Origin of the sequence: Vibrio cincinnatiensis DSM 19608, assembly GCF_900167345.1 — a bacterium.
GTDB lineage: Bacteria > Pseudomonadota > Gammaproteobacteria > Enterobacterales > Vibrionaceae > Vibrio > Vibrio cincinnatiensis.
The window spans coordinates 70,765-83,643 of sequence record NZ_FUXB01000014.1 but is presented as its reverse complement, the minus strand read 5'-3'; the positions used below and the strand labels follow the sequence as shown (position 1 = coordinate 83,643).

General features: G+C 44.8%; 11 protein-coding genes. 3 read left to right on the top strand and 8 right to left on the bottom strand.

The genetic code is table 11. From position 1 onward, the window contains the following. Positions 1-3: 3 nt before the first annotated feature. The 6 genes from B5D54_RS13365 to B5D54_RS13340 form a co-directional block, all read right to left on the bottom strand. Positions 4-2,859 (bottom strand): formate dehydrogenase subunit alpha, encoded by a 2,856-nt coding sequence (locus B5D54_RS13365; RefSeq protein WP_078927045.1) that lies wholly within the window; start codon positions 2,857-2,859, stop codon positions 4-6. A gap of 9 nt (positions 2,860-2,868) precedes the next feature. Then, positions 2,869-3,066 carry a twin-arginine translocation signal domain-containing protein gene (locus tag B5D54_RS13360; protein WP_078927044.1) on the bottom strand — a complete coding sequence of 66 codons (198 nt, stop codon included), beginning with the start codon at positions 3,064-3,066 and terminating at the stop codon, positions 2,869-2,871. Positions 3,067-3,149: 83 nt separating this feature from the next. Next, positions 3,150-3,770 (bottom strand): TorD/DmsD family molecular chaperone, encoded by a 621-nt coding sequence (locus tag B5D54_RS13355; protein WP_078927043.1) that lies wholly within the window; start codon positions 3,768-3,770, stop codon positions 3,150-3,152. 7 nt (positions 3,771-3,777) lie between these two features. After that, positions 3,778-5,439, bottom strand: a complete 1,662-nt coding sequence (locus tag B5D54_RS13350) for a 4Fe-4S binding protein (protein ID WP_078927042.1) — start codon at positions 5,437-5,439, stop codon at positions 3,778-3,780. Positions 5,440-5,637: 198 nt separating this feature from the next. Next, the gene (locus B5D54_RS13345; RefSeq protein ID WP_078927041.1) at positions 5,638-6,141 is read right to left on the bottom strand and encodes a DUF3306 domain-containing protein; all 504 of its coding nucleotides are present in this window, start codon (positions 6,139-6,141) and stop codon (positions 5,638-5,640) included. Then, on the bottom strand, positions 6,131-6,592 hold the full coding sequence (locus B5D54_RS13340) for a DUF3305 domain-containing protein (protein WP_078927089.1): 462 nt from the start codon (positions 6,590-6,592) through the stop codon (positions 6,131-6,133). Before B5D54_RS13340 ends, B5D54_RS13345 begins: the two co-directional genes overlap by 11 nt. Before the next feature lie 227 nt (positions 6,593-6,819). Between B5D54_RS13340 and fdhD the strand changes: the two genes are divergently transcribed. Further along, positions 6,820-7,596, top strand: coding sequence for a formate dehydrogenase accessory sulfurtransferase FdhD (gene fdhD, locus B5D54_RS13335; RefSeq protein WP_078927088.1), 777 nt, complete (start codon positions 6,820-6,822; stop codon positions 7,594-7,596). A gap of 63 nt (positions 7,597-7,659) precedes the next feature. Here the strand turns inward: fdhD and B5D54_RS13330 are convergent, their stop codons facing one another. Beyond that, on the bottom strand, positions 7,660-9,702 hold the full coding sequence (locus B5D54_RS13330; protein WP_078927087.1) for a sensor histidine kinase: 2,043 nt from the start codon (positions 9,700-9,702) through the stop codon (positions 7,660-7,662). After that, a complete protein-coding gene (locus B5D54_RS13325) occupies positions 9,683-11,131 on the bottom strand; it encodes a sigma-54-dependent transcriptional regulator (RefSeq protein WP_078927040.1) in 1,449 nt (482 codons plus the stop codon). The genes B5D54_RS13330 and B5D54_RS13325 overlap by 20 nt, the downstream gene beginning before the upstream one ends. Before the next feature lie 223 nt (positions 11,132-11,354). Here B5D54_RS13325 and B5D54_RS13320 point away from each other — a divergent pair, with 223 nt between their 5' ends. Continuing rightward, positions 11,355-12,170: an ABC transporter substrate-binding protein gene (locus B5D54_RS13320; RefSeq protein WP_078927039.1), complete on the top strand. Its 816-nt coding sequence runs from the start codon at positions 11,355-11,357 to the stop codon at positions 12,168-12,170. Positions 12,171-12,176: 6 nt separating this feature from the next. Next, on the top strand, positions 12,177-12,875 hold the full coding sequence (locus tag B5D54_RS13315) for an ABC transporter permease (protein ID WP_078927038.1): 699 nt from the start codon (positions 12,177-12,179) through the stop codon (positions 12,873-12,875). Positions 12,876-12,879: the final 4 nt, after the last annotated feature.

Here is a 12,879-nt window from a genome sequence, read left to right as displayed (position 1 = left end):
TCCTTACGCTTTGCGAATGTTACAAAGAGTCACTTTGGTTTCTTGCATCTGAGTCACCGGATCATAGCCATAGGTAGTTGCAATGTTGGCTGATTCACCTATTACATATGGATCAGTGCCTTCTGGATATTTATGGCGTAGATCTTCACCTTGGAACTTGCCCCCAAAATGGAAAGGAATAAAAGCCATTCCCGGTTTCACCCGACGAGTAACCATGGCTTTGACATGAATACGCCCTTTCTCTGCGCCTTCAACCCACACCATGTCGCCATCTTTGAAACCAAGATCGTTGGCATCTTTCGGGTTCACTTCAACAAACATCTCTTGTTGTAGCTCAGCCAACCAAGGGTTAGAGCGGGTTTCCTCACCCCCACCTTCGTATTCAACCAAACGACCAGAAGTTAGGATAATAGGATACTCGACGGATCTGTCTTGTGCCTGAATCGATTTATACAGTGTTGGCATGCGGAAAATAGCGTCTTTATCATCCCACGTCGGGTAATCAGCAATCAGATCTCGGCGTGGGGTATAAAGGGGTTCACGGTGCAGGGGAACACGATCAGGGAAAGTCCAAACAATGGCTCGCGCTTTTGCATTACCAAAGGGAATACATCCATGCTTAATGGCCACTCGCTGGATACCACCAGATAAGTCTGTTTTCCAGTTCTTACCTTCTGCGGCTACTTTTTCAACCTCAGTGAGATCATCCCACCAACCCAGATGCTTCAGAAGTTTGTCAGTAAATTCTGGGTAACCATCTTCAATTTCACTGCCTTGAGAAAAGCTGTCCTCTGCCAGTAATGATTGACCTTCAAATTCAACGCCATAACGAGCTCGGAATGTCCCACCACCAAGGGCAACGGGTTTGGAGGTATCGTAAAGAATATGTGTTCCTGGATGCTTCAACTCTGGGGTTCCCCAACATGGCCAAGGTAAACCATAAGTTTCACCATGAATAGGCCCACCCTCTGCTTCCAACGTCGTTTTATGGAAAGTATGCCAGTTCTGTTGATGGGCTTTTAAACGCTCTGGACTTTGGCCGGTATAACCAATGGTCCACATCCCTTTATTGAATTCTCGGGTAATGTCTTCAATTAAAGGTTGATCGTTCTCGATATGAATATGTTTAAAGAGCTGCTCAGCAAAACCCAATTTCTTACTGAGTAGATACATAATTTCATGGTCAGGTTTCGACTCAAACAGAGGTTCAATCACTTGATCTCGCCATTGAATAGAACGGTTTGATGCCGTCACACTGCCATAAGTTTCAAATTGTGTAGTCGCAGGGAGTAGATACACACCATCACTGCGTTCATTCATTACGGCGGCGACGGTTGGATACGGGTCAACAATTACCATCATATCCAGCTTTTGCATCGCCTTTTTCATTTCAACGCCGCGAGTTTGAGAGTTAACGGCATGGCCCCAATAGAACATCGCGCGGATATTTTCTCGTTGCTGAATATTGTCTTTATTCTCCAGTACGCCATCTATCCAGCGAGAAACCGGAATACCAAAGGTATTCATTGGCTTACTGCCACCATAAGTGCCATTATCAAATCGATTTGCAATCCAATCGAAATCTAAATCCCATACTTGGGCCCAATGACGCCAAGCGCCTTCAGCTACACCATAATAGCCAGGAAGAGAATCGGCCAAGACCCCTAAATCCGTTGCGCCTTGCACGTTATCATGCCCACGGAAAATATTGGCACCGCCCCCTGCTTTACCTAAATTCCCCAGAGCCAACTCAAGCACACAGTAAGCTCGCGTATTGTTATTACCTGTGGTGTGTTGTGTGCCACCCATGCACCAAACCACACAACCAGGACGATGCTCAGAGAGTAATTTCGCGGTTTGATAAACATCCGCTTCACTCACCCCGGTTACACGCTCAACTTCTTTTGGATTCCACTTCGCCACTTCTTGGCGAATTTCATCCATACCAAAAACTCGCTGGCGAATAAATGCTTTATCTTCCCATTGATTGTTGAATACATGCCAAAGCACACCCCAAATAAAGGCGACATCGGTTCCGGGGCGTAGAGAGACGTAGTGATCGGCTTTCGCTGCGGTGCGAGTTCGACGAGGGTCGGCCACCACAATCTTACAATTGTTTTTTTCTTTAGCGATCAAGATATGCTGCATTGCTACAGGATGTGCTTCAGCTGGATTGGAACCAATAAAGAGTATCGATTTACAGTTATGCATATCATTAAATGAGTTAGTCATCGCCCCGTAGCCCCAAGTATTTGCAACTCCGGCAACCGTCGTTGAGTGACAGATACGCGCTTGGTGATCGACGTTATTGGTTCCCCATAAGGAAGCCATTTTTCTAAAGAGATAAGCTTGCTCATTGCTGTGTTTAGCACTACCTAACCAATAGACGGAATCTGGACCCGATTGCTGACGAATTTTTAGAACTTCATCACCGATTTCATTAATGGCCTGCTCCCAAGAAAGGCGCTTCCATTTCCCCCCTTCCAGTTTCATTGGGTATTTTAAGCGCCTTTCACCATGACCATGTTCACGCAATGCTGCCCCTTTAGCACAGTGACCACCGGCATTAAAAGGGTGATCAAAAGCCGGTTCTTGCCCAGTCCATACGCCATTTTGTACTTCAGCGTAAATCCCACAACCCACAGAACAATGAGAACAAATGGTTCGTTTAATTTCTGTTTTTACATCATGCTTAACCGTGTTTGCTTGGGCTTTTTTGATCATGCTAGGAGCAAAAAGGGCAGATCCAGCGACGACACCACCCACAGCGAGTGAACTATTTTTCATGAAAGATCGGCGGCTAAGGCCTAATGTATTAGGCTGTTTTTCTATCTGCTCAGAACGTTTCGTCAGTTTCATCACGCTCTCCTATAAAGTGTCGTAATAATCGCGGATATGCTGAGTTTCGTGATATCCTTTTTTGAGTTTTGGCTGACTTTCAGGCTGTGGCTCAGCAGCCACAGCGGATTGCCCTACTGTGGCAATGACGCCTCCGGCGACGGTAGCAGCGGCCAAACTTTTAAGCATATCTCGTCTGCTGGTATTGGTAGGTTGTTCTTTTTTCATTCTTTGCTTCCTTTTCCCGTTCTCAGTGGCGAAGGTGTCGTCCGCCATGAGCTGGTCTGCTGGCCGTTATCTGATACGGCTCATTACTTAACTAAATTCTTTACCCGCATGGTGTGAGTATTGTGTTTACTCATACTCATTGATGGCGTCATTGCGATTTGTTCTCGTCGGAAAAAAGCCTGCATTAACGCCCCAATCGAGCGATAAAAATAGGCATGTTGAGCCTGTTCAATTTGTGTCGCTAGCTTTTCAAACCAAGGGGTAATATGTCGATGAAAGAAAACTTGTTGCTGATCAGAGGTTTCGGTGATTAACAAGGCCATACATTCACACAATGCCGAGATATGATCTTCCGGTTCTTTTACCGCTTCATTGCGTGACAAGCCAAGTTCTGCCATATGCTGACGAAGCTCAGCCAGTGGCTTTTCCATTAAAGAGCCAGTAATGTGCCACGAGGCAAAAGGCACGACTTCGCCACGGCCAATACCAATAAAGACAGTTTGGTACTCTTCTTCTAATTGATTGAGGTTGGCTTGACGCGCCGCATCGACCACATTCTGCCATGCCTGACTCATTGCCCCCCCCTTCTCTTCAACCGCTAATTCCGCCAGAAAGGCTTTCTGTTCTTGGTTAGGAGCACGGCGAAATAATGAAGCTAAAAGAAGATAAATTTCTGCGCGCATTGCATCTGCTTGTTCCATCATCACGACCTTAATAATTGAGTTGTTGCTCAGGGTTTTCTGCCATTGATTCAAAAATATCGATCACTCGGCAGTCTTCACACATGGCAATGCGGTTAATCGCTGTTTGATCGGAAAAGTGAGAGTGACCACGTAACTTATCTTGTAGCATTGAGATCATCGACTGCGGAGCAAAAGCCTTTTGACAACGTAGGCAGCGAGCCGGCTCTTCCTGATGTAAAACCAGAGCAGACTGGCGCTCTTTTGCATCCCAGTTAATTCTTGGTGTGGCGGTTAACGCCTTCTCTGGGCAAGCAGAAATGCATAACCCACACTGCACACAATCTTGCTCAATAAAATGTAATGAAGGGATATCACCACTATGGTGTAGAGCACGAGTAGGACAAACGGCCACACAGCTCATACATAGAGTGCAATCCTGAGTAGCACATTCAATACGGCCAAAAGGGGCTGAATGAGTAAGTGGTAAGGTTTCAGGCGGCTGTGGTAATAATTCTACGAATGCATCTAAAGCTTGGTATAAGCGTTGACGTTTATTCCCCGAAAGTTCACCTAATCGCAATCCAAAATCAAGGTCATATAATGTGGGAGCGCTTTCACGCAAAGATTCTAAATAAAGAATATCGATGGTTTCTTTGGCTATCCCCAATGATTCGAGCAAGGCTTGGGCTAATGCGACTTCTTGATTCAGAACTCGCAATATCGTTTCAGGCATATGACGGCTGGCCGCGAACAAGACTTGAGTCGCCCCATTCACTAATGCAGCAAACCAAGTATCCATTCCCACCGAAGGAAGTTCTTCCAAAAATACGGGAATCACATTATCCGGTAACGCTCGTAACGCCATAAGGTTGTATTTTTCGTGGCGTTCACTGCAAAAGAGTACAACCGGTTTTTCACCTTGAGCTTGGAAATAGTGTTTGAGTAACCGCTCAATAAATTTTTGGGTATCCGTTGGGTTTGGCAACGCATAGTGAATCGCTTCGGTTGGACACGCCGTCGCACATGTCCCAATACCTTGGCATAGATAAGGGTTAATCTGTATATGATGCCCTGTTTGTGGCGACCCCTCACTTGATAATGCGCCCGCAGGACAAGCATCGACACAACGTTCACATCCTTTCACGCCACGGGAACTATGTGCGCATAAATCGGTATCAAGACGGAAATATTTCGGTTTGTCAAAAGTCCCCATTAAGGTCGGAATGGTCTCTAAAGTTTCGGCGAGTTTGGTTTCGCCTCTACCCACAGGAAAATAGCCCGGTACAGGGACTTCTTCATTCATCACCCCACTTAATGATAGATCCAGAACAATATCAAAGTGATCTTGCGAAATCGCGGCATGGGCTAAGTTACCTTGTTGACCATCATTATTCACTTGAACCTGAAAAGCACCAAGATAACCACTGATCTCAACGGCATCGGCATAATATAGGGATGGCGAGTTACCCGCTTCACCATCAATGGAAAGCAAAGTGAGAGAATTCATGGATGACAACTGCTGAGCAGAACGCTCAATGAGGCTCGTTGGCCCAATAATCAAGGTATGTCCCCCACTTTGATAACTGACCGTGGGCGGAATTAAGTTATTGAGCTCTACCGTATTTTGTAGCGCATACCAACGCGCTTGCCCAGCAAGTGACGTGGCTTGTTGTAGATAGTCATTTAACATTGCTCATTTCCATGTATAAGCAGGCTCGTTGGCCTGCCCTTAGTTATTACATGGATTTAGCAAATAGCGTTCCAACTAAAAACTATCTATAACACTATGATTTATATTAATTTTTAAACGTTACACCGACGAGAAATAAGAACTGAGACATTTTGTCGCACTAGGATATCGAACACTAGGTCAAAATGTCCCTAATGATCATGTGACATTCTGTCCATCTCTCTCCTCGTTCGAGGATAACGGAGAAACTGATGATGAATCCTCATCTTTTTCCTGCGGATAAGCCACTGTGTTATCACAAGGAGCCTGAGTAAGAGCCTTAGGGGAAGCTTGTGAATCATCAAACCATTCTCTTAATGATTGTGAGAGCTCATTCGTTAAATTCGTTTGGCTATGGTAATCGTCATCGTAGTCATCCAATCGATCACGCTCGTTAAATTCACCATTGAAAAAAAGAGTACGTAGTGCGCTTTTCTTTATCTCTTTTGACGCTTGTGAGAGTAATAGAGCAGAGAGTGTCTCTTCATTCGGTGGACTTGATACGGGTTCACGCAAAGCTTCTATCGTTTCCCTCACTTCATCCTCTTCAATCGGCAGCGGCGAAAAAAGATTATTTTCAAGCGTCGATGGTAAAGAGTTTTCTTCTTCCGCTTGATGTAATTTGCGTTTGGACCACCGATGGAAAAAAGAATCAGTAGCCACTGGCTCTCCCCGCGCCCTTGCGCTTTTTAGTGCGAAATTCTAACAACTCACCTTCCCGGCCGATATACGCTTCCATCCAAGCTTGTACGGCAAGGGGCATTGGCGCAGAAAGCACAACATAGTCACCATCCATATAGCGAGCAGCGACATTTTGTGAAGCGGTGATACGAACTAATTTCGGTTCTGGCTCAGTGATGTTTTCTAAGATAACAAACAGTTTGGGCTCCCGAGAACTAAGGTTAAAACGATAATCTGTCCGTTCATCTCTAAATAATTCCAGTTTAAACCAAGCAATATGGGAAGAAGTTGGCGCTAAATCAAACCCGGTTAACTGCCATTGCATCGTTAACCAGCGTCCCGCTTTGACTTCTTGTAAAACAAGTTGGCAACCCATCGGCCATTGAACGTCGGTTTTGAGTGGCCTCTCTGTGGGTGATGGTTTCACGGACATCGTCATCCAGTACCTCATGTAAATAACAAGAAATGAGTATAATAGGGAAAGTAGCAATTATTGAGCCACACTACGCAAAAGGCATCGAGAGTCATCATGGAATGATATTTGCCTTAACTTCGCATACGATGAATTACCCCAGTAAACACCCAAAACAGAATAGATAGGAATCAACAGTGCCCAACACATTTTCAATTATTAAACCGAGTGAAAATCCTCAGCAAACCATGGATGTGGTTGTGTACGATCAATATGGTGAACCACTCAATAAATCTATCGCCTGTGAACGCCCTTTAACGGTGTTGTTAAACTGGAAAGAAGTGGTCACATTGATGACGCTTGGCTCACGCCCAGAAGCGCTAGTGCTTGGCTATTTAAAAAATCAAAGCTTTATTTCTAAGCGAGACAAACTGCAATCGGTCATTATTGATTGGCAAACCCACTCAGCGGCGGTACTTACTGAAGAAAACATTGAACGGGTTGAGTCCGCACTCAAGAAAAAAACCGTGACCTCTGGTTGTGGTCAAGGAACGATGTATGGCAATGTCATGCAGCAACTTGAAGGGTATCAAGTGCCGCAAACTCGCCTGAAACAATCGCAAATTTACGCTGCTTTAGAGGCGCTAACTCACTACAATGATACTTACCGTAAAGCTGGAGCGGTACACGGTTGTGCTATTTGTCAGGCTGATCAGGTGATCTCATTTGTTGAAGATGTTGGCCGTCATAATGCTGTCGATACTTTAGCTGGGGAGTTGTGGTTAAAAGGTGACACTGGTGCAGATAAAATCTTCTATACCACGGGGCGTTTAACCTCAGAGATGGTGATTAAAGTAGCGCAGATGGGAATTCCCGTTCTACTTTCACGCTCTGGTGTCACTCAAATGGGGTTAGATCTCGCTAATCAATTTGGCATTACCACCATTGCTCGAGCAAAAGGATTGCGGTTCGAAATTTACAGCGGTGCAGAAAAAATTGATTTTGATGTAAAAGGAAATCAATAAGCGCTCAACAAGCATTCGCTCTTAGTGAAGGCCGAATGCTTTGCTAATCAGGTTTTATCGGTATTAACTGGCCTTGGTGATCAGTAAGTGGCTATCAGCTTTCTCGGGTAAATAAATACTAAATATACTGCCTTCACCGTACACTGACTGAACTCGAATTTCACCTCCGACACGGCTTAATAAGCTTTGTGAAACGGAAAGTCCAAGACCAGTTCCTTCTCTTCTCGTGGTATAAAAAGGATCAAAAATACGGGTTAAATGTTCAGGTTTAATCCCACACCCTTCATCTTGAACATGAATCACTGAACCAAGGATCTGTTCTGCTTCAATCCAATCTTCGCTACGAATCGTTAGCTTCCCGTGCCCTTGCATCGCATGAATCGCATTCATTTGTAAATTCACCAAAATTTGCAGTAAATGGTGGCGGTTCACTTCGACTGAGCACTGAGCTTGTAACTGAGTAATAAACTCAACGTCTCGTTTCTTACTCCCCGCTTTGACTAAGGTCATACTCTCTTCGATGATTGGGTTGACATGCTGCCAAGTGACTTCATCTTGAACACCACCATGACGGCTGTATTGCAATAAGCTGCGGGTAATGTGACGAATCCGATCCACTTGCAGTAAAATGGCCTCAATTTCTTCGTTGACACGTTCTGCCTCTTCTCCCAACTCAAAGCGGATTAATTCTGTATTGCCCAAAATAACCGCCGTGGGGTTATTGATTTCATGAGCGATCCCTGCGGTTAATTCGCCAAGTGCGGCCAGCTTTTCATGCGTAACCAGTTTATTTCTCGTCTGATTTAGAAGCTGGATATGATGCTCTAGTTGCTGTGTTTTTTCGTGCAAACTGGCCGTTCTGGAATGGACTTTTTCTTCAAGTTCTTGAGCAGCATGCTGAATCTGCTCGTTGCGCTGCTGTAATAGATCCAGCATGGTATCGAACTGTTTCGCCAGTTGGGCAAGTTCATGTTTTTCATCTAGCCCAAGTGAGCCAATTCGCTGATTTTTGCCTAGCTGTACTAGTTTTACCACTCGATGAATACGTTCAATGGGACGGAAAAGATCTCGTGATCCTCGGTAGACAAAAAGCCCTGAAACCATCAGTAAAATGAGCGTCATACTGCCCATTTCAACAATGTTAGTAAGGTAGGTTTGAATAAAAGGCCACAGTAAATACCCCGTATAGATCATCCCAACAACTTGATTGTATTGATCTCGAATCGGCTGATAAGCACTAATGTACCAAGCATCATAAACATAAGCTTTGTCTACCCACAGCTGGCCTTGCTGCAATACCTGCGCGGCAACTTCAGGAGAGACACGAGTACCAATGGCTCTACCCGCTTGAGCATGGCTGTCTAACGGAACATTGGTGCTTACCCGTAAATCATCCAGAAAAAGGGTTACCGTTCCGGTTTGCCCCAAAATATTCGACTTGGTGGGATAGATTAAATCACGGAGTTGATCAACTAACCGAGTACTGTTATTGAGCAGCAATCCCCCATCTAAAAAGCCGATGCTCCTCTGTTGATCATCTCTTACGGGGATGACCGTTCGGCTAACTAAACCTCGTGGCTCTATTTCACGGTGACGAAGAATGGGGATTTGGGCTCGCATTGCTAGCGAAGAGTCCAACTGCTTCAGTTCGGGTTCACTGAGAATATCAAAAAAAGACTCTTGGCGAGTCAGGTCTAAATAACGAAACTGCTGTTCTAACGTATCGACAGCATGAAAAGAAAGAAAATCCAGTTCATAGCGTTTTTTCTGCTGCTGAACCCACTCGGTGAAGGTTTCATGATAGAGATCACCTTGCTTGATCTTTTGACGAAAATCGTAAGAATCGGCAAAAGCATGAACATACCCCGCTTGTTTTTGCTGAAGTAAAGTAATGCTATTTTGTGCAACCCCTAACCGTTCTGAAACATCGACTAGTGCACTTTGCCATGTGTAATGCAAAGACCAATAAAGGCTAATCGCAATGAGAGCAATCAGTGTAAAGCCGATTGGCAGGGAAGTTAAAATAAGTAAACGATAACGAACCATGGTTTTGAATCGATGCTGCCACTTCTGCCACCAGAAATCCTCATTGCATGATTTGTTCATCATTTTCCCATTCTTTGAATTTGCGTTCTAAGGTTTTGCGAGCGACCCCCAAATCTCGAGCCGCCGCCGATTTATTTCCTTGATGCAGAGAAACGACCTGCTCAATGTGCGCTTTTTCTACCTGCTTTAAACGCCAATGGTTTGGGTAGCCATGGGACACCGAGCTTGAGTTTTCATCTAATGTCGTCGAGCCGGAAATGGTTAAAGGTGACATTGTCACATCAGATGGGACAAGTAGGTTTTCTTTCTCATGCCAGTAATGCGCCAATGGCTTCCCCAGCAATAAGCTACGCTCAATCAGATTTTTCAGCTCTCGAATATTTCCCGGCCAGTCGTAATTATGCAGTGCTAAAATATCCTCATGGGCCCATTTAGGAGGGCGAATCGCAAGTTCGGCGCAGAGTTTTTGGGTAAAGAAAGGGACCAACGCTTGAAGATCTATTTTTCGTTGACGTAAAGGACTAACATCAATTTTTAATACGTTCAGTCGGTAATAAAGATCGGCACGAAAGCGCCCTTCTTCAACTTCTTGATGTAAATTACGGTTGGTCGCAGCCACAACTCTAGCATCAATTGGCAACTCTTTTTCAGAGCCCACCGGACGAATGGCTTTCTGCTCTAACACTCGCAATAGTGCAGATTGCATGTTCAGCGGCATTTCACCAATCTCATCTAAAAATAGTGTGCCGCCATTGGCAACTCGAAATAATCCTTCTCGATGTTTCTTCGCCCCCGTAAATGCACCCTGGGTATGTCCAAATAACTCACTTTCTAATAATTCAGGGGCTATCGCACCGCAGTTAACTGGTACAAATGGCCCTTGGCGCTGGCTAGCTTCATGAATGCTACGGGCGACCAGCTCTTTCCCAGTACCTGATTCGCCTTCAATTAATACGGAAGCTCTTGAGGGCGCAAATTGCACAATCAACTGCTTAAGCTGCTCCGTTTGTTCTGACTGACCTAAAATTTGAGTGGTACTGTGGCGTTGAAAATCACGCTGTAATGCATATTGCATACGCTGATTTAAGCGCTTATCCATGCACCGCTCAACGGCCTGCAACATTTGATCAAGGTTAAACGGTTTAAGGATAAAATCGGCGGCGCCAAGTTTTAATGCTTGAATTGCCGTCTCTAAATCTGCATAACCGGTCATAAAAATAACGTCAGGTTTTTGATCAGGGTCGATAAAAATTGTTTCCCATTCAATCCCTGAACGTCCAGGAAGGTTAATGTCTAGAATGATGAGGTCATAATGCGTTGTCGCGCGTAATCGTTCTGCTTCATCAATACAGCCCGCACAGTCAACTTTCGAAAACCATTTACTTAATGCCTTTTGTAAAATGGACTGCATACCGACTTCATCATCCACCACTAATACGGAAAAAGCTTGATAATGCTGAGGTTGTTTATTGTGGGTTAAATAAGACATATTGCTCTCTGTCGATCTCATATGGACATTATGACCCAATAGGTAAGATAAGCCATTAGGTTAAGTTGGGACATTTTGTCTTAGTGGCGTGAAATTGTCACGGTTTCACTCCACTCTTCATGGTTATTCTTTGTTTTTACATGAAAATTGTCGTAAAGATCTTGGCATTGAGTTTGCTATTCCTACGTCGCTCCTTTCTTTTCAATCATAACGGACAGATAGAATGAAAAAGTTATTCGTGCGCCTGATGGCAAGTTGCCTACTGTTAAGTAGTAGTTATGCCTTAAGCGCTGCTGACACCCCTCGCATTCGCTTAGCCACCACAACCAGTACCTACCACTCCGGTTTGTTGGACTATCTTCTTCCTGAATTTAAAAAAGATTCAGGCTACACCGTGGATGTCATTGCCACTGGTACGGGAAAAGCGTTAAAAATGGGTGAAAATGGCGATGTGGATCTCGTGATGACTCATGCTCCAGAAGCGGAAGCCCTTTTTGTTGAACAAGGCCATGGAGTATTGCCCCGTAAGCTGATGTATAACGATTTTATTCTTGTTGGCCCGAAAACTGACCCAGCCCATGTGGCAACCCAACCCAATGTGCAACAAGCTTTTGCTCACATAGCGGCAAGCCAAACGCCGTTTATTTCCCGTGGTGATGATTCCGGAACCCATAAGAAGGAGCTGAATATTTGGGAGAAGAGTCAAATAAAAACCGATTTTTCAGGTTACCGTTCAGTAGGGCAAGGAATGGGGCCAACCCTAAATATGGCTTCAGAAATGCAAGCTTATACGTTAACAGACCGTGGAACTTGGCTGGCTTATCAAACCAAACTGGATCTCGTCATGCTATATGAAGGTGATGCACTACTTTTTAATCCATATCAAGTGATTCTAGTTAATCCTGAGCGTTACCCTAGCATTAATTATCAGGGGGCAAAAATCTTCAGTGATTGGTTAGTGACCTCTAAAGGCCAAGCATTAATCAACGCCTTTCAACTTCAGGGGCAAGCACTCTTTGTGGCCAATGCGAATGAGTAATTATTGATGAGTCTTTGGCAAACCACCTTAGAAGCCTTAGCCTTATTACTCAGCTTTGATGCTGAGCTATGGGAGATCGTGGCGGTCTCCTTTAGTGTCTCTTTAGCGGCGGTTGGGCTTGTTTTACTGCCGGCGATTTCACTTGCTTTTCTCTTTGCTTACAGTCACTTTCGAGGAAAGTGGCTACTGTTGTCATTAATCAATACCCTGCAAGCGGTCCCAACGGTTGTGATTGGTCTGCTGCTTTATATGTTGCTATCGCGCTCTGGCCCACTGGGTGATTGGCAAATGTTATTTACGCAAAAAGCCATGATTCTAGGGCAAATGCTGATCGGTTTTCCTATTTTAGTCTCCATGATGCACGGTGCACTGCAATCCAGCGATCGACGTTCGGTTGAAACCGCCATGACATTAGGAGTATCCGTACCACGTATTGCGATAACAATGGTTTGGGAAACGCGCTTTCCCCTCTGTGCGGCTATCATTGCTGGATTTTCACGGATTGTCACTGAAGTGGGTTGTTCGATGATGGTGGGAGGCAACATTATGGGGTTAACGCGCAACATTCCTACCGCCATTGCGATGGAAAGTCAAAAAGGCGCTTTTGCTCAAGGCGTCGCACTTGGCATTGTCCTACTTTGTTTAGCACTGCTGCTCAACTTCTTACTCTCAAGTCTACGTGGTAAAGGTTATCTACGAACCTAATTTA